This is a genomic window from Prevotella sp. oral taxon 306 str. F0472 (assembly GCF_000257925.1).
Taxonomy (GTDB): Bacteria; Bacteroidota; Bacteroidia; order Bacteroidales; family Bacteroidaceae; genus Prevotella; species Prevotella vespertina.
In genome coordinates this window covers 186,437-211,581 of record NZ_AJIN01000011.1, presented here as the reverse complement: position 1 = coordinate 211,581, position 25,145 = coordinate 186,437, and the positions used below count along the sequence as shown (strand labels likewise).

The following is a 25,145-nucleotide window of genomic DNA, read 5'->3' as shown; positions in this document are numbered from 1 at the left end:
TTCTAGCTTTAATCTTTGAACTTTAATCTTTGATGTTTTTCCCCACTAACACTTATCTTTGAACCTATCAACACTAACCTTAGAATATGCTAATGCTAACCTTTCAGAACTTTGATTACTAAATGTATATTGCTCCGAACTAAATTTAATGAAATAATGAGATAAAGTAAAATCCAAATTAATCATTTAATACCGAAAGGTTTAAGTTATTCATCTAAACAATAGAAGAAAGAGAAAATACCTGTACATTGGAGATTCATTTTTGTAATATCTCTTTTCGATAAATGCTTTAACGTATCAGCTTCTTTAAGGATTACAAACTCTTTTTCTTCTATCATCTTTTTTAATATAAAAGACATATTGGAAGATTTATTGTTAACTATACTATGTGGTAATTTATATAGAAAGACATCACCAGAAAAATAGTAACAGGCTATTATCGACCGAGTTCTATTTGATGGATAATATAGAGCACCAGCAGAATTAACAATAGTTCCATCGTATCCATATTCAAATTGAGATAAAAATAAATCTTTCTTATAGTTGCCCTTTTGAGCATCTAAAGCAAAATCCATATTAATAAATTCTTTCCGACTTAAAGTATCTAAGGGATTAACCCATTTACGAATTGTATAGTTATTTTCTATCCTCATATAGAAAGGATAAGTCTTTCCTTTAATTGTTATTGTATGCCCCTTACGCACATAGCATAATCCGTTAGAATCTAATTCGTAATAACCTTTAATTAATCCCATTCTCTACATGGATAGTCTGAATGTTAATCTGTGCAGTAAGTATAGTTGTTTGTAACAGAAAAAATATCCATATTACACTACTTATATATCTCATTATCTGATATTTACTTAGAATAAAATCTTATGATATGCTATTTATAAGCATAAAGTTAGACCAAATTGAATACTTCACTAGGAGTTTTGCGCTTTAAAACATCAAGCAAGAAATCCTTACCAGCAATAATACCTCTATTACGTAGCATTGATTCAATCGTCTTCTTCGCTAGCTCTGGATGATTATTTTCATCACTTAAATGACAAAGCCATACATGATGTAAGTTAGGAGTTGCATTGTTAGCTAAAGCATTTGCACATGCTTCATTACTCAGGTGACCTTTGGAACCGCTTATACGCTCTTTCAGGTGACGAGGATATGGTCCATTCGCCAACTTTTCAGGTTCGTGATTAGCTTCTATTACTAAGTAATTTGAAATAGATATGTAGCGGGCTATGTCATCTGTAATGTGTCCACAATCAGTCACCAATGTAAAGTATAGGTTATCATGTCTAATGGAATATCCCACACAATCAGTACTATCATGTGGAACAGAGAATGGAGTTACATAAAACTCTCCTATTTGCACTTCTTGATCTTTTATTAATTCTCGAGTAAGCTCATGATCAATCTTACGTCGTACACACCAGTTCTTACTAATCCCTAAATGCACATCACTGGTAGTATATACAGGTAATTGTAAGTCACCACTAATAGATCCAACAGACTTCACATGATCAGCATGGTCATGCGTGATAAGAATGTTATGAACCATTTTCATTTGTAGTCCGTAGTTATGGAATGACTTCTTCAAAGAACGAATACCCACACCACAATCAATCATAAGACAATCTGTATCCGTATAAAGCAAATAGCAATTACCACTACTACCACTACCAAAAGATAGAAACCTAAGCATTATTTCTTTTATTTTACGCAAATGTAATAAAAGAATTTAAATGTACAAAATTCTTTATTCCCATTGACCATTATTTAACCTTGAATTTATGATTAATTAATTATCCCATGTAATTTACTTTATCATTAGAATGGAAGCCCAACTGCAAAATGGAATGTAAAATCACGCTTGAAATTTGGATGCCATAAGGCATAATGCTCAGCAGTGGTTGTATATGCAGGATTAATAGCTTTCATACCACCATCAAGGCGTAGTACAAAATAATCAAAATTCAATCTTAATCCTAATCCGTAAGCAACAGCTATCTGCTTATAGAAGTCAGTGAAGTGGAATTGACCACTAGGTTGGTTAGCATAATCACGCAACGTCCAAATGTTACCTGCATCAATAAAAGCAGCACCATCAAACTTCCAAAATAAGTGTGTACGATATTCAGCATTGAGATCTAGTTTCATATCACCTGTTTGATTGATAAAATCTATCCTACCATCAACCCCTCTGAACTTACCTGGTCCTAACTCTCGAACACTCCAACCTCTAACAGAGTTAGCTCCACCAGAGAAATAACGCTTTTCAAAGGGTAATATCGTACTATTACCATATGGATAAGCAATACCAATTCCTCCATGTAATGCTAATGTGTTACGATCATCAAAACGTAAAATCTGAGTATAATCAAAATCAAACTTTGCATATTGGGCATAAGCTATATTAAATAATGTACGTTTGCCCATGCTATTCTCTTTAAATTTAAAGATACCACCTAGTCCGTTGAGAACATTACCAGCAAGTTCTATTTTTCCTCTAAAAGCATGACTACGACTACTATAATTAAAACCAAAGCCTGTACGGACAATGAACAAATCTTGATAATTATATCTAAGAATAGCATTGCGAGTCGTGGCATTATCAAGATAATTATGTTTAAATGTTTCACTAATCCACGGCATATACACATAACTGAGATTTAGAAGATCAAAATCATATGTAAGATGATGTGGCACATTCATCCAATGATATTTCCATGCTCCATTGAAAACTCGACGATGAAACTCTGGGCGATTTTGTAGATTCCAACTAACAGCAACTTCTGTGGTGGCACTACTACGACGCCTAAATTCCTTTGATAGGAAAGGAGATAAAAGACGTGGGAACTGAAGACGTGCTTGTACACTATACTCTTCATAGTTGCTATTCTTATAACCTTCCAATCCTTTGATTGCTTCAAATGCTGAACGAAACTCTAAGCTCAAATGTTCACTTCCACGAAAAAGATTTCGATTCTGATAAGATAAAACAACAGCTGCACCTAAATCTCCCGCTGTATTCGTACCTTCTGGTTGAAATGAAATTGTATTAGGTTTATTATTAGAAACCATAATATCAGCATCCAAATAGTGTGTAGAAGACTTTGTTATAGAATGTCCTATAACTAGACTATCATAACGAGGAACTTCTCTAAAATTTATATTTGTGTAATGTACTGCTCCTAACCGAGAGAAATTATTATAAGTGTTTTGCAAATCTGTAGTAGAAAAATATTTACCTTTTTCTATAGCGGTGTTATCTTCTAATACACTTTTGCGGAGATGAAATCCAGTGGAATCCTTTGGTATGAAGTTTACATTATTGATTATATAACGTGGATGTAATGTGGGTGTTGAATTACTATTTTCTATGTATTTCATCAAGTGCAGTGTAACACTGACATGCTGCTTTCCCCTTATAGAATCTGCGGAATAGTATATAAAATCCTTATGAAAACGATAAAAACCAGAATCATTCAATATATGTGTAAGACGTTTACGTTCATCATCCAAGGATGTAACAGTAAATTGTTTAGGATGCTGTGTGCCTAATTTAAGATGATTAGTAAGTACTTTTGCTATGACAGAATCCTCAATATCATACTTGAAATTATCAATTACATAAGGTTCTCCAAAATGTAAATTATAAATAGCAGTAAGTCTTTTTCCTCTTACCTTCTTGTCTATTTTCACAGATGCATTCATATAACCCATATTCTTCATTGCCGAAGTTAGGTCTTCACATGACAATCGTGCTTGTAATGTATCATAGACAACAGGTTTCTCCCCCATTTTTCGTAAAGTTCGATTAATCCATCTTGTAGAATCTTTACCAGACAAAGTATAAGTTCCAAGCGGTATCTTAAATAAAGAGAACCAACGAGAGTTTCCTTTCTGGCGAACGTATTGCATCAAAAGAGATTGATTCACATCCTTATTGTCAGAATGTAGTTCAACCTTATCTAATAAATACTCTCCATCAGGTATAAATTTATCCGTAGAGCAGGCAATCATTGTTAATATAATGATGACTACTACAATGAGTGGAGAGATATAATTATGTAATCTTCTAAGTAACATTGCTATCTATTTTACTTATTATCTTATACCATAAATATCTTTATATGTGAGATATTTTCTTCTCTTTTGTTCTGTATCAATACCTGATACTTTTTTCATTGAAAATATTCCTTATTGATTGCACCATTAATAGAAAACTCTACTAAACACAACTGAAAGCAATATTAGAAATTTCGGCAAAGATAATAAAAAGTTGAGAGTAATAGACACCGCGTGCTGTTTTTTTTGTACTTTTGCAAAGTGATTTCTAAGAATAAAATAAAACTTATCCACTCTCTCGAGACAAAGAAAGGAAGAGAAAAAGCTGGGTTATTTGTGGCTGAAGGACCGAAGGTTGTAAATGACCTACTACATGCTGGTTTCACTGCAGAAAACATATTTGAGGATATTGAGGATATTAAGAAGATTTCTTTTCTACAACATCCTCAATCAATGCTCGGCGTATTCAAGTTACCAAGAAATGAGCATTATACAGAATTCCCAATTACACAACTGGTCTTAGCTCTCGATGGTGTACAGGATCCGGGGAACCTCGGTACGATAATTCGTGTGGCAGACTGGTTTGGTATTAAAGATATCTTTTGTTCATTAGATACTGCTGATTGCTGGAATCCAAAAGTAGTGCAGGCAACAATGGGGAGTATAGCAAGAGTGCAGTTACATTACGTGGATTTAAATAAGATGGTTGAATCTTTACCTGCTGATTATCCTATATATGCCACTCTACTGGATGGTGAGAATATCTATAAGCAAGAACTCTCACACCATGGTATGATTGTGATGGGAAATGAAGGCAAAGGAATCTCCCCTATACTTCGTACAAAGATTAATCGCAAATTATATATACCTAACTATTCTTCTAATGAGGACACAGCTGAATCATTGAATGTTGCTATTGCCACATCTATAGTTTGTGCTGAATTTAGAAGAAGATAAAACTATAAGATTACTTTCACCATGTAAACTACATATTCATGAAAGTAATCTTATTCCTCATTACTATTAATATTATACTTATATTTCAATGGTACTTATAGTCTAAAAAACATTAAAAGCTAAATTGAATGAAATATAATCATTAAATTTGTAGGATAAGAGTAAACAACTAAAAGCAAAAAGAGTTCTTATTATATACTCAAGAATTAAGCTATTCAAACATGGAAAAAGCACTAACAATTTATAAGGCATCAGCAGGCTCTGGCAAAACATTCACATTAGCTTCAGAATACATTACACTTGTAGTTAAGAATCCCCAGGATTATAGTCGTATACTAGCTGTTACCTTTACCAATAAAGCTACACAAGAAATGAAGATGCGTATTCTTACACAGCTTTATGGTATTGCCCATTCTCTAAAGGAATCACAGCCTTACTTTGAACAAGTCCAAACAAAAACCGATTTACCAGAGATTACTATTCGTGAAAATGCAGCCGAAGCATTATCATTACTTACGCATCATTATAACTACTTCCGTGTATTAACAATTGATGCTTTTTTTCAAGCGATTTTACGTAATCTTGCACGTGAGCTTAATCTTACAGCTAACCTGCGCATTGATCTCAATGATACTCAAGTAGAAGCTCAAGCTGTTGATAATCTTGTGAATGACCTTGAGGAAGGAAAAGATGTACTTATATGGATTAGTGACTATATTGATAGAAACATTGAAGATAATCAAGGATGGAACGTAATTGATCAAATTAAAGACTTTGGTAGAAATATATTTCAAGACTTCTATAAGGAAAATAAGGAAGCTCTAGACAAATGCTTTAATAACGAAGGGTTCTTTGATAACTTCATAAAAGATCTTAGAAAAAGACGTAATACCATCGCTAATAAACTGACTAGCATGGCAAAAGAGTTGATGTCAGTAATTAGTAAGGCTAATCTGGATAATCCAGCTTTGTTTAATCGTGGCACAAAAGGTATCTATAACTATATCAGCAAATTAACTCAAAATAAACCAACGGGAGATTTAGCCCCGCAGTATGTCCAAACTTATATTGAAAATGCCGACAAATGGCCTGCTGGTAAGTGTCCAAAGGAAATTAAAACAATTATTATAGATTTAGCTTCAAAGTCCTTATGCAATAATCTTAAATTATTGGAAGAGTATCGTCTGAACAACTGGAAAGAATATCAATCATGTAACCTTACACTAAGACATCTTTCTCAATTACGTTTACTTCATTCTATTTCTGAAGCTGTGGACGAACTAAACAAAGACATGAATAGATTTATGCTAAGTAATACACAATCCTTACTTAGTAATTTAATGAAAGATAGTGACACCCCTTTTGTCTTTGAAAAGATTGGAGCTTATTTAAAACATATCATGATAGATGAGTTTCAAGATACTAGTACAATACAATGGAACAACTTTAAGAAACTTCTTATTAACTGTATGTCTCAGGGCGATTCTCATAACCTGATTGTTGGTGATGTCAAACAAAGTATTTATCGTTGGAGACAAGGAGACTGGAGACTCTTAAACAACATAGAAAAAGAGTTCTCTACAGAACAATTAGCGATTAAACCTTTAAATACCAATTATCGTTCCGAAGAAAATATTATCCTATTCAATAATGCATTCTTTACTCTAGCAATCGAGCAATCTATCAAGGAATTACAACAAGATAATATTGGTAATTTTGAACAACTTACTGAGGCATATAAAGAGATTATTCAGCAACCTAAAAAGAGTAATCATAAGGGTTATGTCAGTGTAAAGCTATTTCCCTCTGACAATTACGAAGAAGATGTCTTAAATGAACTAACAAATAACGTACAACAACTACTTGATTTAGGATATAGACAAAAGAGTATCACAATTCTTGTGCGTACTAAAGGTGTAATTCAAGATATAGTTGATACCTTTCAACATCATTTCGGTAGTGCTATCAGTATTGTTTCAGACGAAGCATTCCGCTTAGATGCGTCTCTCGCTGTAAATGTAATTATTCTTGCCCTCCGACTACTAGTACATCCCGATGATAAACTTACAGCAAGTAAGTTGTTAAAGTTGTACCATCAGCAGGTTCTAAAAGATAGTAGCAATAGTAATGAGATATTAGTTCAGCCAGGAGATAACATATTTAAAAACTTGCCAAGCAGTTATATTGAACAATTCAAGCAATTACCCAATTTATCATTGATAGATTTAGTTGATCAACTCTATGAGATGTTCGGTTTAAAAGAGCTTGAAGGACAAAGTGCTTATGTATGTGCTTTCTATGATACATTGAATGAATATCTACGTGATAATCCTGCAGATATTGACGATTTCATCGAAGAATGGGAAAAGTCTTTGTCACAGAATACTATACAAAGTGATGAAGTTGATGGTATACGTATTATTACTATACACAAAAGTAAGGGCTTGGAATATGATAATGTTCTAATCCCCTTCTGTGATTGGGAATTAGAAAAGACCACTGGTAATACCATTTGGTGTAATGGTAAGGATAAGGAAGATCCATTCAATCAATTACCTTTAATCCCTATCGACTTCTCTAAGAAAAGTATGATGGGAACTATTTTTGAGGATGACTATAAAGAGGAGCATTTGCAGAATATAGTTGATAACATGAATCTTTTATATGTTGCTTTCACTCGAGCTAGTAAGAATCTCTTTATCTCTGGCAAAAGGATGAAGGATAAAAAACTGAAAGAACTTGAAAGCAACCCCACTAATAGTAATCGCTCACAAATAATACAACTAATAACAGAGTCGCTTAGCTCTAAGTTGGATGGTGCAACACTTTGCGATGGTAAGGAGTCAGAGCCATTAGAATTTGAGTTTGGCACATTATGTAAAGACGCTGACAATAGTACAAAACCAGTTGATAATCAATTATTAAATAAAAATCCTTTCAGTGAAACTATAGAGTCGAAGCTAATTAAAATAGAAACCTTCCCCCACCCTGCCGAGTTCAGACAAAGTAATAAGAGTGAAGAGTTTATTAAAGGTGAGGATGTTGATCCTTCTGACGCTAATCGATATATCAAGATTGGTAACATCCTTCATCAACTATTTTCTACCATTTTAACGGAGGAAGATATAGAACCACGTTTAAAGGATTTAGAACTGCAAGGTGTTGTTTATAATGATGAAGTAACCTCGGCAGAACTACGGAATAAAATAGCTAATGCTTTAAGAAATGAGAAAGTTAAATCGTGGTTCTCTGATCGATGGGAATTATTCAATGAATGTACAATAATTGAATATGACAACCAAGATGGAGTTGTTCGTGAACATAGACCTGACCGCGTTATGACCGATGGAAACGAAATAATTATCGTTGATTTCAAATTTGGTAAACCACGCACAGAGTATCATGAGCAAGTAAAACAATATATTGAATTACTTAAACGTATGGGGCATAAGAACATATCTGGTTATTTGTGGTATGTCATGCGTAATGAAGTTGAAGAAGTCAATATTACTCAATAGTAGTATTATTCAGCATTAAAAGTATCGTAACAAATCGTATTTACATCATTCAATCATTCAAAACAAATGAAATCATTTCTCGAACATATAGCAAAAGATTTACTCGATAAATACGGAACTGATTTGGCACATATTGCCGTTGTCTTTCCTAACAAACGTGCGTCTTTATTCCTCAATCAAGAACTAGCCCGTCTAGCTGGTAAGCCAATATGGAGTCCCGCTTATATTACAATATCAGATTTCTTCCGTCAACATTCGGAACTAACTGTAGCCGATCCTATCAAAAGTGTTTGCGATTTATATAAGAGCTACATAGAGGTAACAGGTCATGTTGAAGAAACTTTAGATCAATTCTATGGATGGGGACAACTACTATTAGCCGACTTCGATGACATCGATAAAAACATGGCTGATACAAAGATGGTCTTTGCAAATATCAGAGACTTGCATGAGTTAGATGATGTCAGTTATCTTACAAATGAGCAGAAGACTGAATTACGCCGTTTCTTCGCTAATTTCGATGATAACCCAGAGGGTATTCGTGAAAAGTTTATCACACTTTGGGCTAGACTGATGGACATATATGACAACTTTAAGCAAAGACTTCGTTCACAAGGGCTTGCTTATGAGGGTATGCTATATAGAGATGTAGCCGAACAAAATTCTATTGAAACAAAGTATGAACATTACATTTTCATCGGTTTCAACGTTCTACAGAAAGTCGAACAGCACTTATTCAAGCATTTAAAGAAAGATAATAAGGCAAGTTTCTATTGGGATTATGATCGATATTACATGAACTCAAATAACGAGGCTGGCACATATATACATCAATGGTTGGATAAATTTCCGAACAGTTTGCCTAATGATAACGATGAGATATACGATAACCTTGGGAATGATAAACAAATAAATTTTATATCAGCTCCTACAGAAAATCTGCAAGCTCGATACATTACAGAATGGTTAAAAGAGGACAATCGTTATAAGGATGGCAAGCGAACAGTTATTGTTTTATGTGATGAACACTTATTACAAACTGTTATCCATTGTATCCCTGACGAAGTAAAGACATTGAATATAACAACTGGTTTCCCTTTAAAGCAAACTCCTATTGCTTCCATGGTAATGCAACTCTTAGCACTACAATTAGAAGGTTACTCTCAATCGGAGCAGGGTTATAGGCTACGTTATCTTAGTAGGGTGTTACGACATCCGTATGGTAAATATCTAATTCCAGAGGCAGAGAAATTGGTAGAAAAGATAAAGGAGGAAAAAGAGTTTTATGTAAACGTGAATGAAATTTCACAACTAACTTATCATCAAAGTGATAAACAACATTTACTAGAACTTGTCCATTGGCTATCTGATGCTATCCGTATCATTGGAATGAATGGTGCAGCTGTAAATAAAGATCCTCTTTTCCAGGAGTCAGTGTTTAGAATGTACACCTTACTTACACGCCTATACGACTTAATGTCAAGTGGGGATCTTGAGGCTGATAAGATAATTTTCCGAAGATTATTAAATCAACTCATTACCACAACAAGCATTCCTTTTCATGGGGAACCAGCTCAAGGCGTGCAAGTCATGGGCGTACTAGAAACTCGTAATCTCGACTTTGATCATGTCCTTGTTCTCTCATGCAATGAAGGTAATATGCCTAAGGGAGTTGATGATGCCTCATTTATTCCCCACTTGATTCGTAAGGCTTATGGACTAACGACCATTGACAACAAGGTGTCTATCTATAGTTATTATTTCCATGGTTTGATTCAAAGAGCAAAAGATGTAACCTTCTTGTATAATAATTCCACACAAGGTAGTCAAACTGGAGAGATGAGTCGCTTTATGTTACAACTAATGGTGGAGTGGAATCATCCAATTCATCGACTTGCATTAAAGGCTGGTCAAGAACCGATGAGGATTGATACAGAGATCGTATATAAGGATGATGCTGTCATGAATAAGTTGGATGAGATTGGTCGTTTCTCCCCTACTGCCATTAATACTTATATTCGTTGTTCTTTAAAGTTCTACTTTAAATACATTGTAGGAATAAGTGAATTAGAAGATGTTGAAGAAGATGATATTGATGGACGTTTATTTGGTAACATCTTTCATTGTGCAGCTCAGTTGATGTATGAAAAGTTACTACCAAGAGACATCATTACAGCTAAGAACATTGATGATCTATTAAAGACAGGTAAGAGTTCACAGTCAATTACATCAGGTAACTCACAATTAACTTTGGAGGATATTGTTGATGAAGCCTTTGCCACGACACTCTTTAATAAAGAAGCGGGAACAAGAACCTATCCCAAGCTAAATGGTTTACAGCTCATAAACCGCGAAGTCATCGTGAAATATTTACGTCAGTTATTACGAATCGACCAACGCTCTGCACCTTTAAGAGTACTTGCACATGAGTTTGATGTGAATAGAAGTATAACTATCAAGGTGGGGGATTCAGAAAAGAAGTTAAGAGTCGGCGGGCGTGTTGATCGACTAGATGAGGTCTTTTCAGATAGTGACAAGGCACAATTACGAGTCGTAGATTATAAAACTGGTGGTAGAGTTGCAGCACCACTGAAATCTATTGACGAGGTATTTGATCCAAAGAATGTAGCTTTTAAGAAGAGTGACTATACAATGCAAGCTATGTTTTATAGCTTAATTGAAGCAGAGCATGATGATAAGCTTAATCCTTTGCATCATGCGGTTAGCCCTGCATTACTCTTTATTCAACACGCTGGTGGCGATGATTATTCACCAATATTGTCGATGGAAGGGAAAGAAATAACAGATGTTACGGAATATAAGGAACCTTTCTTTGAACATCTCATTCAACAATTGGAGGATCTCTTTAATCGCAATATTGCTTTTAGTCCTACTGAAGATCTTAATGCTTGTTCCTATTGTCCCTATAAACAAATGTGTGGTAGATAATGGTTTAATTATAAGTATAATTCAATTCTTATTGTTTTGATTTGATTTTACATGAACAAACATCTTCAGCTTTTCAACGATTCTACAAATATGTTGAATAAATGAGGATGTTTGTTTCTCTTTTTAATGTAAGATTTATAGTTTAAGTTGATGTTCTTTCTTGTACTTATTACCCTTATTAACAGGGGGTAAGCCTCGTTGATTGAATTAAATAGTTATTTTCGCAATTTATATCAACTTTATAAGAAAAAAGTTTCTAATTATTTGGACGTTTCAAACTAAATTTATACCTTTGTCACAGATACAACTTAATATACAAATAATATTTGTTATAGTCTTTTATAGACAAAGCGTTCTTTTACAACTGAGTTTAAATAAACGAATCTACAATTAAGTAATTGCAATAATATAAGTAATGTCATTGTTGTAATCTCCCTTTATAAGAAAGAGAGGTTAGCATGATAAAGTATAATGACTTTGGAGAACCTAATGAGTCTCCATGATGTAGAATAACAAACCTGACGAACTTCTATAATTTTAGTTCCCAGCAAGTTTAAGTTAAAGTACGATTAGCGTTTAAGTTAAAGTACGATTGACGTTTAAGTTAATGTACAACTCACGCTAAGGTTTAAGTACAATAACGTTTAAGTCAAAGTACAAAATTCTTCTGAACAAGAGCCTTTTACAGCTCAGAAGTGAAGAAGGATTTATGATAAGATTTTTGTAGTATTAACGGGGTGTGCACCTATGTGTTATACCTCATATATTAATTTTTAAAAAATCGTACTTATGATTTACTTAAAAGTTAAAAGATCAGTCCATCGGGTTGGTCCTAACAAAGGTCAGAAAGCCTTTAGTGCAGTACCTAAGGCTCCTAACAAGTTCTCTTCAACATGGCTTATTGAGCGTATTGTTCGAGAGACTTCTTTGAGCGAAGGCGATGTGCATAACGTGTTAATAACGTTACGAAACATTGTCAAAGAGGTTGTACAACTAGGCGGATCACTTGATTTAGGGGACATCTTCTCCCTTCGAACAGTTATTCACTCCAAGATGGAAAACAATGAGAAAGACGTAAGCGTCGCCTCATTGAAAAAGCCTCGCATTGTTGTGACATGGAAACACTCTGTGAGTAAGGCTTTAAAGAATCTACAAGTGGAAGTGGATAATCCTCTACGAAAGAAGGAGAAGCCGACTAAACCTAAGCCTGACAAGAAAGAAGAGGAAAACGGCCCGGTAGCTAATTCCTAAGCCATTCATGATGTGAATGTTGCTTTACTCTAATCGAATGGGAGGTAAACACTACGTGTAGTTGTTTACCTCCTGTTTTTATTTATAATATATGTAGAATCAATATCTTGGGCACAGCATAATTGGCAAGATATAATAGCATGAAACGGGAATCCCATTATGCTTTCCTGGATTCCATTTAGGCATCTTCTTCATTACACGAAGTACTTTCGTATCAAGCTCATGGTTAGTGCTTCTGTAAATACTAAAATCAGACAATCTGCCATCTGACTTTACAATAAACTTTACCATCACTCTTACATATACTCCTTCTCTAATTATCCTTTTGGAAAAACGAAGGTGGGATATTAACCAAGTATTAACGTTACCTTTAAAGCTTGGCATCTCTTCAACAACTGTGTAGACCTTCTTTCCATTTTCTACGAAATCATTTTGAAAGCTACTGAATGCTTGAGTTATAGTCGTATCCGTCACTAAAAACAGAAATAATATGAATATAAATTTCTTCATTTGGCTTCTTTTTTATTAGGTTTGGATGATATGTTCTTTGAGAATCGGTAAGAACTCTATCAGTATAAACTACTACGAAAGTAAAGATTTCTAAGAGAATAAGAAGTTACAATCGCTTTAATTCTTCAAGATTCTTCTCTTCTTTTTCAAACTTTTGTTTACCAACACTATAAGTGAAACGCAACATGATCTTCCGACTCTCTCCATATCCCCAAGACGATAGATCCAAGCTATCTTTTATTCCATAGCTATCCCAACGCTCTGTATGTAACAGGTCTGTCATCAATAGTGAGAGGCGGAAACGATTATTATTCCATGATTTATTTAAGTCTAAATCAAAACCACCTGTTGACTTATTCACTTCATAACTTCCTCCTTGACGTTTTGAATAGTATCGTCCTGAAAGCTCTAGGTTGATACCCAAAGGTAAATGGAAATTATTGTTTGCGGATAAGAAACATGATGGACGTTTATATTCTTGCTTATAGTTCTCGTAATTCAACTTATTATCAAAATAGTAAAATCCTATGTTGGAATTAATATCCCACCATGAAGTAAGACGCTTAGAATAGACCGCTTCTAGTCCTATCTGATGTTGTGTCCCTATATTTTTAGTTGTCATTATCGTCTTGTTATGCTCAAATACATCGGTAAGTGATGTAAAGTAATCATCTAGCTTATTATAATATAAGCTTAAAGATAAACTACTCCATGTGTAGTTCAGTATAATCTTATTGCTTATCTGAGGCTTAAGAAAAGGATTGCCTTTCCAATAAGATAACTCATCTAATAAATATTCAAAAGGATTTAGATCTTCATACCGAGGTTTATCTTGTCGCCTACTGTATGAAAGAGCTACTTTGTTCTTATCATTGAAAGCATAAGATACTGATATGTTGGGGAATAGATTCAACTTCCTTCGATTATTTTCTTCTATCAACTGGTTAGCATAAGAGTGTAGCTTATTATTGGTATACATATACTCCATACGTAGCCCAGTACTTAACTCTAGTTTATTCAAAGAGAGTGTGTATTGCACATAAGTCTCAATATTATCTTCGTTGTACTTAAATCTGTTTGAGCGTTGTGAGTCTATTAGCTCATTCTTTTTAAAAAGAAAGATATTATTACTCTTTATCAATGAAGTCTTAGCACCTATTAGCCATTCATTCTGTGCATTAGGTTTATATTTATAGTCAGCTAATAAGGCATAAATGTCAATATCTTTATCAGGTTGAGAATAGAATAAATCAGAACGAATAAGTATGTTATTAGCTGAAAAATAATCATTGGGTTGTTTGCAACGAGCTTTACCATCAAAGTGTGTCCAATCAACAGAAAAAGATAATTGACGACTCTCTGATGGTTGGTATAGATAGTTTATACTGTTATTGTATTGAATTGTCTTCTGCTTTACATAGTCATTGCGTGCCTTTAGGATTCCATCTAACGTAGAAGTACCATTATATACCTGTGTTGTTGTCTCTGTCAGACCAGGTCCAACAAGCAGATTCATCGTACTATTAAAATACAATTTATTCTTTTGATTAGGTTGCCAAGAGAAATCAACACCTACAGAGTAAGTGTTCCGCTTATCGGTATCAGATGTTTCTGATATACTTTTATTGCCACCTTGAACTTTCTCAAAGCCATACTCCATTGCATAATGTCCTAAGCTATGGCTATAGTTTAAACCTAATTGCCATTTGCTTTTATTGAAGGAGAAAGAAATATCAGAGTTTTGTCTTATGTTCTTCCAGTAAGACAAACTATGTGAAGTTGTAAGGAAGGTACCAGTTCTTTCATTGCTTTTCAAGATAATATTAATAACTCCTCCTGCACCATCAGTACCAAAACTCGCATTAGGATTAGTAGAACTTTCTATGCGAGTAATTTTAGATGAGGGTAGAGAGCGAAGATAAGCAGAAAGCTCTTCTCCTTGTAACATAAGTTTCTTTCCATTTATGTATATGGCGGTTCCTCCAAGGGTAGCTAAAGATATATCTCCCTTACTATTTACCGATATTCCGGGTGAATGCTTTAAAACATCTAAAGCATTTCCGATATCGGTAAGATAAGTTTGTGCCACATTTATCTGTAATTTACCATTAGATAAGCTAGTTAATGGGCGTGACTTGCGAGCTGTAACGACAACATCTTTCAAGACAACATTATCTGCTTCTAACTGGATAGTTGGAAGAATCTCCGATGCGGTGATTGTTATATCTTTCTTAAATTCTTTATAACCTAATGCCCTTATATATAAAAGGAAATGTCCTGTTTGCTCTGGAAGTTGAAAGTCTCCATTATCATCAGTAAGTGTCGTTTCTATAAGGATACTATCAGGTAAAGAAATTAGCATAACAACAGCGGCATCAATTCCCTTACTTTGCTTATCAACAATCCTTCCACTTGTATTATTCTGTGCACTCAATGAGATAGAATATAGTATTCCAATACAAGATAAGATTACTTTCAAAAGAGACTTCATAGTCTTTAATAAATACTTGTTACTCAAAAGATAATTTGTTCAGACGGGTTCTCAATTCGTCTGCATAAGATTTGCGAATGGAGAGGGTTAGCTCACAAGTATTATCAAACACTTGATTGATGATTCGTGGATTCATATCCTTTACTATCTTCATGACTGCATTCATCATTGGATAGGAGAAAGTAAACTTAATCTGCTCTTCTATAAATCTTTCTTCGATGTCACAATGAGCAATGGCGTCGGATGATGCTTCCCGATAAGCTACTATTAGTCCACTTGTACCAAGTTTGACTCCACCAAAATAACGTACAACGATAATAAGAGTATTTGTCAATCCATTGCTATCTATTTGTCCTAGAATGGGTTTACCTGCTGTAGATGATGGCTCCCCGTCATCATTCATTCGGAATTCTTCTCCTAGGAAGCCGATCCTGTAAGCATAACAGCAATGGCGCGCATTATAGTACTTCTTTCTATACTCTTTTACTATCTCTAAAGCTTGCTCAACAGAGTCTACATGATGGGCAAAAGCGAGGAACTTACTCCGACTTTCAGAGTAAAATCCCTCACCTATTGCTTTTTCTGTTATTGTTTTATATTTATCGTTGTCCATTCAATAATAATAACCATCGCCTAATCTAGCTTGTGAATCACAAGACCAGAACGTAGCTTTGGCTCAAACCAAGTAGCTTTTGGTGGCATGATCTTTCCACTATCAGCTATATCCATAATCTGTTGCATAGAGACAGGATAAAGTGCTAGTGCCCAACGCATTTCTCCACTATCAACACGACGTTTAAGCTCCTTAAGTCCACGTAGACCACCAACGAAATCAATACGTTTATCAGAACGGAGGTCCTTAATACCCATTAGTTCGTCTAGGATCAAACGACTAGAGATGTCAACATCAAGCACACCTATAGGGTCGGTATCATCGTATGTACCTGGTTTTGCCTCTAAGCTATACCAATTATGATCAATATATAAGGAGAACTCATGTAATTTGGTAGGGCGATATTCTTCCTCTCCCTTTAGTTCTACAATAAAGTTCTTCTCTAATGCTTGCAAGAACTCTGCAACTTCCATGCCATTTAAGTCCTTAACTACACGATTATAGTCTAGAATGGTTAATTGACTAGATTGGAAGCAAACAGCCATGAAGTAATTATACTCTTCATCGCCTTTATGTCCTGCATTATTCTTCGCTTTCTCTGCACCTACTAAGGCTGCAGCAGCTGAACGATGGTGTCCGTCTGCGATATAAAGACTTGGCATCTTCTTAAATTCTTCGGTAATCGTATCGATGTCAGCTTTATCACTAACAACCCAAAACTGGTGACGGAATCCATCGTCAGGTGCAACAAAATCATACTCTGGAGTTGTTTGTGCATAGCGACTTAACAATGAGTCCAATACATTGTTATCTGGATAAGCAAAGAATACGGGTTCTACATTCGCATTGCAAACACGAACATGCTTCATTCGATCTTCTTCTTTATCACGGCGTGTTAGCTCATGCTTCTTAATATTTCCATTCAGATAATCGTCAACATAGGCACCAACCACAAGTCCATACTGCGTTTTACCATTCATGGTCTGTGCATATATATAATAACAATCCTTCTCGTCTTGAACTAACCAGCCTTTATCTTGAAACTTCTGGAAGTGCTCTATTGCACTATCATAAGCTCGTGGGTCAGACTCATCTATAGTAGATTCAAAATTAATCTCTGGTTTGATAATGTGATATAAACTCTTCTCATTATCCCCCGCCTCCATGCGTGCTTCTTCAGAATCTAGTACATCATAAGGACGACTTGCAATTGATTCAACTAACATCTTAGGAGGACGAACACCTCTAAACGGTTTAATAATAGCCATTGTTTTCTAGGTTTTTAGGTAAATAAAAGTATGACAGCCTAGAAATTATGATTACTATTCTAGGCTATCATTCTTTGTTTTGTTTAAGATTTACTTATTTACTTGGAAAGTAGTGTCACCTGTCTCAAAGAAAGCATTGATTTGCTTTGCAGCTGCTACACCAGCATTTAAGTTAGCTTCAGCTGTTTGTGCACCCATCTTCTTTGGTGTAGAAAAGTAACGCCCAGTGAATTTCAAGAACTCTTCGTCAGCATCAGGTTTGATGTCTGTGATGAATTTAAGATCTTCACGCTCAGCCATCAACTTTAAGAGTTCTTCTTCGTTAATCACCTCTTTACGTGCGGTATTCAATAAGATTGCTTTCTTTGGAAGTTGATTAACCATTTCATAATTAATACTCTTAATAGTATCTGGTGTAGCAGGAATATGTAATGACAAAACGTCAGAAACCTTGAACAAATCGTTTTGTGTCTTTACAGCATGAACTCCAGCGGCTTCGATTGCCTCGGCTGGGCAGAATGCATCATAAGCATAAACGTCCATATCAAAGCCCTTTGCAATACGTGCAACATTACGACCAACGTTTCCAAATGCAAGTATTCCAAGTTTCTTACCCTTTAACTCTGTACCAGACTTACCATTATAGAAGTTTCGGATTGCATATACCAACATACCAAAGACAAGCTCCGCTACTGCATTAGAATTTTGTCCAGGAGTATTCTCAACAACAACATTCTTTTCCTTAGCATATTTAGTATCAATAGAATCATATCCAGCACCAGCTCGAACGATAATCTTCAATTGATTAGCAGCATCTAATACATCTGGTGTAATCTTGTCAGAACGAACAATCATCGCATCGACATCCTTTACAGCTTCTAATAATTGAGCTTTATCTGTATACTTTTCTAATAGGAGTACTTCATGTCCAGCACCCTCTAACTCTGATGTTATATTCTTTACAGCAGCAGCTGCAAATGGCTTTTCAGTTGCAATTAAAATCTTCATAGCTTCTATGTTTAGGTATAATTTTAGTAAAGATTAGATTCAGACTTGACTATATTTAGCCAAGTCTGATATGTATGAATTATAGATTCAACAATGTTATTAATGTTGAGCTTCAAACTCTTTCATTGTATCAACAAGAGCTTGAACACCTTCTATTGTTTGAGCGTTATAACAGCTAGCACGGAAACCACCAACACTGCGATGTCCCTTAATACCAACCATTCCACGAGCCGTTGCAAAGTCAAAGAACTCTTGCTGAAGGTCGTTGTACTCATCATTAAGAACGAAACAGATATTCATGTAAGAACGATCTTCTTCATTCTTAACAGTACTACGGAAGAGCTTATTCCTATCGATTTCACCATAAAGAAGGTCAGCACGTTCCTTCGCAATCTTAGCCATTGCTTCTACTCCACCTTGAGCCTTCACCCAACGAAGATTTTCCAATGCTGTATAGATTGGTACAACAGGAGGAGTATTAAACATAGAGCCCTTATCTACATGTGTTCGATAATCGAGCATTGTAGGAATCTGACGATCAACCTTACCTAAGGCGTCATCCTTTACAATAACGAATGTAACACCAGCCATTGAAAGGTTCTTTTGTGCTCCACCATAGATACAATCATACTTTGCTACATCAACAGGACGACTCAAAAAGTCTGAAGACATATCACCTATCAGACGTACTGGAACATCAGGATCATTGTGAAGTTCTGTACCATAAATGGTATTATTGGTAGTGATGTGAAGATAATCAAGATCTGTTGGAACCTCATACCCCTTTGGAATATAAGTATAATTATCATCAGCAGAAGATGCCACTTCTACAACATCACCCAACATCTTAGCTTCCTTGATGGCTTTCTTTGCCCAAACACCAGTATTCAGATAACCAGCTTTCTTTACAAGGAAATTCATTGGAATCATGTGGAACTCAAGTGAAGCACCACCACCCAAGAAAAGTACGGAGTAACCTTCAGGAACGTCTAAAAGCTCCTTAACTAAAGCTGATGCTTCATCAATTACAGGTTGGAAGTCCTTTGATCTATGGCTTATTTCTGCCAAAGATAGTCCAATACCATTGAAATCCAAAATCTGTTTTGCAGTATTCTCAATCACTTCTCTAGGAAGGATACAAGGACCCGCATTAAAGTTATACTTCTTCATCTGATCTGTTTAGTTTAAGTTTGACTTAAGTTGTATAGTTATTATTCTTACTTCAGTATTAAATCTCTAACTTCTTATGGCTTTATGTGTGCGAAGATACGTTTTTATTTTGGTACTTCCAAATAAACAAAGATAAAATATATCAAATACTACACGCCTGTAGTAAACTTGTAAATAAACAGAATTAAAGAGAAGGTGACGTTTTGTTAAAACGATCACCTTACTTCTTCCACTATTGTTTTGATTCCTTTAATTTTCTGTCCTTTAGAAGCCAAAATAACCTTTTTTACTTTTGTTCGGTCAATAGCTACATAACAATACCTGTCTTTAATATCTATCTTTCCAATTTCTGACGAGTGTAAACCTATTTTCTTGCAAAGGAAACCTACGATATCTATCTTGGAGATTTTATCCTTTTTCCCCTTACCTATATATATAGTAGCCATGCGTGGCAAAGAAGGTTTAGGAAGATGCGTCGGAAGTTGGTATTCTTCGTTCTCCTTACTAACATATTCAGGTAACATTTCTCCTGGTCCGAGAATAAAGAAAGTTCTTCCTTCCTTATCCCAACGAGCTGTACGCCCTACTCTATGAATATAATTATTTTCTGTTTCTGGTATATGATAATGAATGATATTATCAACATCAGGTATATCCAATCCTCGAGAAGCTAAGTCTGTACTTATAAGTATAGAAACAGAGCCATTTGAGAAACGATAAAGTGCAACCTCACGCTCATCTTGTTCCAAACCACCATGGTACCAACTCACGATAAAGTCATTCTCTTTTAGGAAGGTGGCTACTCGCTCTACAGATTCACGATAATTTAAGAATACTATTGTACTTTCATTCCCCAACGAAAGTAAGAGTCGTTTAAGCGAATCAAGTTTATCTTTCTCTGGACTTGTGACCGTATAAAGATGTACCCTATCTGGAATATTATCATCATCCGTTCTATAGTCTAGATAAATGGTTCTACCCATAGAAACAAAGGCAGGGATAGACTCTGACTCTGTGGCAGAGAGTAGGATTCGTCGTTCTATATTCGGTAATTTATTGAGAATACTCATCATCTCTCCCTGGAAACCAAGTTCAAGACATTTATCAAACTCATCAATTACTAACCATTTAATCGTTTCTGCATTAAGATTTTTCTTGTCTAAATGATCATTTAATCGACCAGGGGTTACAAATACTATCTGGGGTTTAACATCTCTAAGCACTCGATGCTCATCCATCGTAGGTCTACCACCATATAATGCCATTGCTCTTAATCCACTTCCCATATCTTTTAAAACCATAGCAGATTGAAGTGCTAATTCACGTCCAGGCAATAAGACAACTGCTTGTAATTCATCAGAATTAGCGTTTAGACGTTGAATTAATGGAAGCAGATAAGCATAAGTCTTACCTGACCCCGTAGGTGACATCACGACAACATCTTTCCCTGTATAAAGGACTGCCTCTTCCGTTGCCTTTTGCATTTCATTCAGTTGGAGACCTAGCTTATCTATAACATTATTATTGTTCATATTTAACCTCTTTTCTTATCTTATCAATTTCATCAAATTCCTTGCCCATATTGAGATTCAAATAAATAGTATATAATGGTGCCAGCCATTTCCCTTTATCATCAGGTGCTAACTGCCTAAATTTCTCCATATAAGGGCGAGATAATCCATATAACTCAATAATCTTTGCACGCTTACTCCTATATTGCTGCCTATCCTTATTCATTTCTATGGCTTGATTAAAGTAAGCTAATCCAATGTTATAATAGGCATCTACATAAGCGTCATTTCTCTTAATTATATCGTTACAAATCTTTATACAATCATTATATCTACCTAGGTTAAGAAGAGCTGTACTCTTAGCAAACATAAATAATAAACTAGTGGAATCAGCTTTTAAGGCTCGTTCTGATATAACAAGTGTAGAATCATGTTCACCTTTTTTAGTATAATATTCCACAAGCCTAGGAAAGAAAAAAGCAAAATTAGGGTATTGCTTAAACCCTTCTTGCAGCGACTTTACATACATAGTCGTATCTTTCTGAATCCAATAAGCCTCGGCCTCATATTGTTTAACAAAATTAAGCATAGAAGTATCACGTTCTGCCAAGTCTTTAAAACGCATAATCTTATCAGCATCTCCTAATTTATAACCACAAAACATTGACCAATAAGCAGCATGAGGTATCAAAGCATCACTTTGCAAATAGTTATATCCGGTAAAAAGTGGATACTCAGCAGATAATAAATAATCACGGTAATACTCAAATGCTGTTTTATAATCATTTTTATGGATGAAATAACTACCTCCATTAAATAGATTTGGGCGAATAGAATTTAAAAAAGAAGCATGTTTCTCCCTGTATTTAGGATGAACCAGCCCTCTTTTATCAGCTTGTGCATCAATAGAATCGAAGCTAGACATCGTCTCATACAATCGTTTCGTTATTGAGAAGAAAGCAGCTGTGTCATATTTTTGTTTTAGATAGAGCTTTTCATTCCCTTGCTCGTATTGTTTTGTTAGAACATCACATAATAGTAACCATATCTTATGATTATTTCTTGACGTTGAATCTACTAATAGTCCGCGAAGTGTTCCTTCGGCTTTTGAGAGTTCCTTACCAGACTTTATCTGGTCACGCACTGTTTGTAATTGTTTCTTTTGTGCGTAACACATAGATGGTAAAACAAAACAAATATATAATATAAGAACCTTAATCGTTTTCACTCTTCTGATATTTCGTTACTAAAGGCTCTAATTCCTCAGCCTTTATTTTATCATTCAGTATTGTATAAGTTAGGTAGAGCGGTGCCACCCAATCAACTTTGTTTCGACGTGGATCTTTTGCCCTTACACGTTCTAAATAGGTGCGAGCCTGTGCAAAGACTGTCATAAACTCATTATCCGAAACATTATCTCCCTTCTTTCGTTTTGCCAAGACAGAATCACGTAAAACCATCCCTAAACTATTCAAACATACCCCTATATTATAAGCCACTGGGATATTGCTAGGATCGATCTCATCCGCTTGCCTATACGCATCTATTGCCTCTTCCCAACGTTCGGCACGCATAGCTATCTCTCCCTTTAAAATCCAAGGTACAATAGAATTTGTATTATTTTCTAAACAATCATCTACAAAATCTTCTAAATTAAATCTTGGAGTTGGATTCTGATAAAATTTCATAATCCATGAAAAATAGGTTTCATTTGTTGGATCTGAACGATACAATCTCTGTATAACTGATAAATAACGAAGAGAGTCTTCAGCATTTACCATTTGATCGTGCATACATTGAGCTTTTATCTCTGCTGAGGCTTGGGCACTCTCATCATATTGCATGGCTATATCAGCATACTCATTAGCCATCTTTAAATTACGAGATTTCAAATAAAAATAAGCTAAATAATATGCAGCAACCCCTGATTCGTCTACATTGTCCTTTACTAATGGCGATTTTCTAGTTTCTAAATAGAGCTTCAGGGCATCAATCCCCTCTTGCTTTAAATAAGACTTTTTATAAAAATATTTCCCTGCATCAATCAGCATTGGATGCAATATAGACAAACGTTTCTTATTCTCCTCCTCATACTCTGGTAAGATTTTTCCTTTTCGATTAGGCATTCTATCAAACTCATCACATTTCAGTGAATATTCTACCCCATCAACAACTGTCTTAAAAATGGTAATAGAATCCCTATCCGATTGTTTCTCTATTTTGGAAAAAGCGTTCCTAGCTAGGCGATTAAAAGACTCCGCTTGCTTATGCATATCTTGTGCTTCTACAATTTGAATGCAGAATAACGCACATATAAATAGTGTTAGTAGCCTTCTCATTTATGACATTTTAGTTAAAAAAAATTCCCCTCTTATGTATATTACCTAAGAAGATAACTTACACATAAGAGAGGATTTATTACTGCTGATTATTGTACACCAGCGTCAGCAGCTGCTGCTAGTGTCTCAGGAGCTTGAGCACCCTTTACAAAGTAGTAGCATCCATAAAGAGGATAAGCCCATGAAGACTTTTGCTCTTTGAGAGTGTCAAGTTTCTTTGCTGTCTCAAGATAAGAGATAGCCTTGTTATATACCTCATTAAACTGAGCACGAGCAGCTGGAGAAAGAACTCCCTTAACAGCAGCTACACGCTCTTGAGCCTTATAGAACCAGCACTGACCAATTGAAGCATTGATAGCAATCCTTGCATTGTCATCCTTTGCTTGTTCCAAAGCCTTAGAAAGGTAATTAGCTGCTGTCTCATAGTCTTTCTTTTGACTTGCAAACTGACCCATCATTACTAATGCACCATAACTGTTAGGATTCTTTGCTAATGCTGAATTTACGATTTCTTCAGCCTTATTTTGCATACCAAGTGCACTATAAGTAGAAGTCAATGTGGTCAATACTGCATCATTCTCAGGGTCTTGAGCATAAATACCAGCGAGCTTGTCAGCATAATTTAAAGAATCCTGACGTGTCTTGAGTTGTGAACCTAAGATGGCTAGCTGTAATTGTTGAGCATCTTTCGCACGATCTTTGCTCTTCAAAGCATAAGATACATACTTTTCAGCCTTCTTGAAATCCTTATTCTGATAAGCATAATAAGTTGCGAAGTAAGCAATCTCATTCAAGTTTTCATCCTTAGACTTATCAAACTTTGAGAACATTGGCTCATCAGCAGAGTCTACGTAACGAGCAAGATACTTATAAGCATTTGCATCATCCTTAGCACCCTGATAGAAGATACCACCATTAATAAGCTGACCACGGAGTGGATAGAGCTCATCAGCAATACCTGTATACTTAGGCTTAACCTTACCCTTTGCGTTAGGCATATTATCATACTTAACAATCTCCTCAGCGGCATCGAAAGCCTGACCTACAGCCTCATAGAGACCTTTCTCATCAACAGCTTTGTTACCTTCCTTACCCATTTGCTGGTTAGTTTGGTTCTCAAGCTGAACACCCTGCTCTGCACTTACCTTTTTCATAGCAAGTTGATAGAGCTTGTCATAAGCCTTTGCCTTCTCAGCATTGTCTGTAAGCTGGCCGAGGTTAGCCTTAACGAGCTCAGCAGCCTCTGCGTAGCTCTGTGCCTTAAGGATTGCCTTCAGTGGCTCGCTGTCACCAGCGAATGCAGCAGATGTACTTAGTAACATCAATGCTGCGAACATTAACTTTTTCATATTAGTGATCTTTATTAAAAGGTTTATAATTCTATGTTAATTCTTAATTCAGAATCCTATGTTAATTCATAATTCAGAATTCATAATTCATAATTATGATTACCGTTGTTTCTATGAGCTTTGAAACAAGCAACTTG

General features: G+C 35.3%; 17 protein-coding genes. 4 read left to right on the top strand and 13 right to left on the bottom strand.

Features of this window, described 5'->3' with window-relative positions; all coding sequences use genetic code 11:
- Nucleotides 1-206 precede the first annotated feature (206 nt).
- The 3 genes from HMPREF9969_RS01905 to HMPREF9969_RS01895 form a co-directional block, all read right to left on the bottom strand.
- Nucleotides 207-755 (bottom strand): hypothetical protein, encoded by a 549-nt coding sequence (locus HMPREF9969_RS01905; protein WP_009434039.1) that lies wholly within the window; start codon nucleotides 753-755, stop codon nucleotides 207-209.
- 149 nt (nucleotides 756-904) lie between these two features.
- A complete protein-coding gene (locus HMPREF9969_RS01900) occupies nucleotides 905-1,708 on the bottom strand; it encodes an MBL fold metallo-hydrolase (protein WP_009434208.1) in 804 nt (267 codons plus the stop codon).
- Between the two features lie 125 nt (nucleotides 1,709-1,833).
- On the bottom strand, nucleotides 1,834-4,095 hold the full coding sequence (locus HMPREF9969_RS01895) for a BamA/TamA family outer membrane protein (protein WP_009434164.1): 2,262 nt from the start codon (nucleotides 4,093-4,095) through the stop codon (nucleotides 1,834-1,836).
- Between the two features lie 240 nt (nucleotides 4,096-4,335).
- Here HMPREF9969_RS01895 and HMPREF9969_RS01890 point away from each other — a divergent pair, with 240 nt between their 5' ends.
- The 4 genes from HMPREF9969_RS01890 (at nucleotide 4,336) to HMPREF9969_RS01875 (ending at nucleotide 12,749) form a co-directional block, all read left to right on the top strand.
- A complete protein-coding gene (locus HMPREF9969_RS01890) occupies nucleotides 4,336-5,031 on the top strand; it encodes an RNA methyltransferase (RefSeq protein ID WP_009434059.1) in 696 nt (231 codons plus the stop codon).
- Between the two features lie 221 nt (nucleotides 5,032-5,252).
- The gene (locus tag HMPREF9969_RS01885) at nucleotides 5,253-8,549 is read left to right on the top strand and encodes a UvrD-helicase domain-containing protein (protein WP_009434077.1); all 3,297 of its coding nucleotides are present in this window, start codon (nucleotides 5,253-5,255) and stop codon (nucleotides 8,547-8,549) included.
- Between the two features lie 66 nt (nucleotides 8,550-8,615).
- Complete coding sequence (locus tag HMPREF9969_RS01880; protein ID WP_009434185.1) at nucleotides 8,616-11,498, top strand: PD-(D/E)XK nuclease family protein; 2,883 nt, start codon at nucleotides 8,616-8,618, stop codon at nucleotides 11,496-11,498.
- A 789-nt stretch (nucleotides 11,499-12,287) separates the two neighbouring features.
- Nucleotides 12,288-12,749, top strand: coding sequence for a DNA-binding protein (locus HMPREF9969_RS01875; RefSeq protein WP_009434106.1), 462 nt, complete (start codon nucleotides 12,288-12,290; stop codon nucleotides 12,747-12,749).
- 99 nt (nucleotides 12,750-12,848) lie between these two features.
- On the opposite strand, the gene HMPREF9969_RS01870 is transcribed toward HMPREF9969_RS01875, so the two are convergent.
- The 10 genes from HMPREF9969_RS01870 to HMPREF9969_RS01825 form a co-directional block, all read right to left on the bottom strand.
- On the bottom strand, nucleotides 12,849-13,259 hold the full coding sequence (locus HMPREF9969_RS01870) for an energy transducer TonB (RefSeq protein ID WP_036894621.1): 411 nt from the start codon (nucleotides 13,257-13,259) through the stop codon (nucleotides 12,849-12,851).
- Between the two features lie 106 nt (nucleotides 13,260-13,365).
- Nucleotides 13,366-15,750: a TonB-dependent receptor domain-containing protein gene (locus HMPREF9969_RS01865; RefSeq protein ID WP_009434143.1), complete on the bottom strand. Its 2,385-nt coding sequence runs from the start codon at nucleotides 15,748-15,750 to the stop codon at nucleotides 13,366-13,368.
- 19 nt (nucleotides 15,751-15,769) lie between these two features.
- Nucleotides 15,770-16,363 carry an IMPACT family protein gene (locus tag HMPREF9969_RS01860; RefSeq protein ID WP_009434226.1) on the bottom strand — a complete coding sequence of 198 codons (594 nt, stop codon included), beginning with the start codon at nucleotides 16,361-16,363 and terminating at the stop codon, nucleotides 15,770-15,772.
- Between the two features lie 20 nt (nucleotides 16,364-16,383).
- Nucleotides 16,384-17,631: a DUF1015 domain-containing protein gene (locus HMPREF9969_RS01855; protein ID WP_009434129.1), complete on the bottom strand. Its 1,248-nt coding sequence runs from the start codon at nucleotides 17,629-17,631 to the stop codon at nucleotides 16,384-16,386.
- A gap of 90 nt (nucleotides 17,632-17,721) precedes the next feature.
- A complete protein-coding gene (locus HMPREF9969_RS01850) occupies nucleotides 17,722-18,639 on the bottom strand; it encodes an NAD(P)-dependent oxidoreductase (protein WP_009434071.1) in 918 nt (305 codons plus the stop codon).
- Nucleotides 18,640-18,738: 99 nt separating this feature from the next.
- The gene (gene serC, locus HMPREF9969_RS01845; RefSeq protein WP_009434201.1) at nucleotides 18,739-19,809 is read right to left on the bottom strand and encodes a 3-phosphoserine/phosphohydroxythreonine transaminase; all 1,071 of its coding nucleotides are present in this window, start codon (nucleotides 19,807-19,809) and stop codon (nucleotides 18,739-18,741) included.
- 215 nt (nucleotides 19,810-20,024) lie between these two features.
- Nucleotides 20,025-21,341 (bottom strand): DEAD/DEAH box helicase, encoded by a 1,317-nt coding sequence (locus tag HMPREF9969_RS01840; RefSeq protein ID WP_009434105.1) that lies wholly within the window; start codon nucleotides 21,339-21,341, stop codon nucleotides 20,025-20,027.
- On the bottom strand, nucleotides 21,331-22,497 hold the full coding sequence (locus HMPREF9969_RS01835; RefSeq protein ID WP_009434227.1) for a tetratricopeptide repeat protein: 1,167 nt from the start codon (nucleotides 22,495-22,497) through the stop codon (nucleotides 21,331-21,333). Before HMPREF9969_RS01835 ends, HMPREF9969_RS01840 begins: the two co-directional genes overlap by 11 nt.
- Before the next feature lie 37 nt (nucleotides 22,498-22,534).
- A complete protein-coding gene (locus HMPREF9969_RS01830) occupies nucleotides 22,535-23,659 on the bottom strand; it encodes a tetratricopeptide repeat protein (RefSeq protein ID WP_036894618.1) in 1,125 nt (374 codons plus the stop codon).
- An 89-nt stretch (nucleotides 23,660-23,748) separates the two neighbouring features.
- Nucleotides 23,749-25,008, bottom strand: a complete 1,260-nt coding sequence (locus HMPREF9969_RS01825; RefSeq protein ID WP_009434145.1) for a tetratricopeptide repeat protein — start codon at nucleotides 25,006-25,008, stop codon at nucleotides 23,749-23,751.
- Between the last annotated feature and the right edge of the window lie 137 nt (nucleotides 25,009-25,145).

Excerpts from the sequence above, each read along its gene's own strand:
- HMPREF9969_RS01905 (WP_009434039.1), bottom strand. The coding sequence starts at position 755 with ATGGGATTAATTAAAGGTTATTACGAATTAGATTCTAACGGATTATGC.
- HMPREF9969_RS01900 (WP_009434208.1), bottom strand. The coding sequence starts at position 1,708 with ATGCTTAGGTTTCTATCTTTTGGTAGTGGTAGTAGTGGTAATTGCTAT.
- HMPREF9969_RS01895 (WP_009434164.1), bottom strand. The coding sequence starts at position 4,095 with ATGTTACTTAGAAGATTACATAATTATATCTCTCCACTCATTGTAGTA.
- HMPREF9969_RS01885 (WP_009434077.1), top strand. The coding sequence starts at position 5,253 with ATGGAAAAAGCACTAACAATTTATAAGGCATCAGCAGGCTCTGGCAAA.
- HMPREF9969_RS01880 (WP_009434185.1), top strand. The coding sequence starts at position 8,616 with ATGAAATCATTTCTCGAACATATAGCAAAAGATTTACTCGATAAATAC.
- HMPREF9969_RS01875 (WP_009434106.1), top strand. The coding sequence starts at position 12,288 with ATGATTTACTTAAAAGTTAAAAGATCAGTCCATCGGGTTGGTCCTAAC.
- HMPREF9969_RS01870 (WP_036894621.1), bottom strand. The coding sequence starts at position 13,259 with ATGAAGAAATTTATATTCATATTATTTCTGTTTTTAGTGACGGATACG.
- HMPREF9969_RS01865 (WP_009434143.1), bottom strand. The coding sequence starts at position 15,750 with ATGAAGTCTCTTTTGAAAGTAATCTTATCTTGTATTGGAATACTATAT.
- HMPREF9969_RS01860 (WP_009434226.1), bottom strand. The coding sequence starts at position 16,363 with ATGGACAACGATAAATATAAAACAATAACAGAAAAAGCAATAGGTGAG.
- HMPREF9969_RS01855 (WP_009434129.1), bottom strand. The coding sequence starts at position 17,631 with ATGGCTATTATTAAACCGTTTAGAGGTGTTCGTCCTCCTAAGATGTTA.
- HMPREF9969_RS01850 (WP_009434071.1), bottom strand. The coding sequence starts at position 18,639 with ATGAAGATTTTAATTGCAACTGAAAAGCCATTTGCAGCTGCTGCTGTA.
- serC (WP_009434201.1), bottom strand. The coding sequence starts at position 19,809 with ATGAAGAAGTATAACTTTAATGCGGGTCCTTGTATCCTTCCTAGAGAA.
- HMPREF9969_RS01840 (WP_009434105.1), bottom strand. The coding sequence starts at position 21,341 with ATGAACAATAATAATGTTATAGATAAGCTAGGTCTCCAACTGAATGAA.
- HMPREF9969_RS01835 (WP_009434227.1), bottom strand. The coding sequence starts at position 22,497 with ATGTGTTACGCACAAAAGAAACAATTACAAACAGTGCGTGACCAGATA.
- HMPREF9969_RS01830 (WP_036894618.1), bottom strand. The coding sequence starts at position 23,659 with ATGAGAAGGCTACTAACACTATTTATATGTGCGTTATTCTGCATTCAA.
- HMPREF9969_RS01825 (WP_009434145.1), bottom strand. The coding sequence starts at position 25,008 with ATGAAAAAGTTAATGTTCGCAGCATTGATGTTACTAAGTACATCTGCT.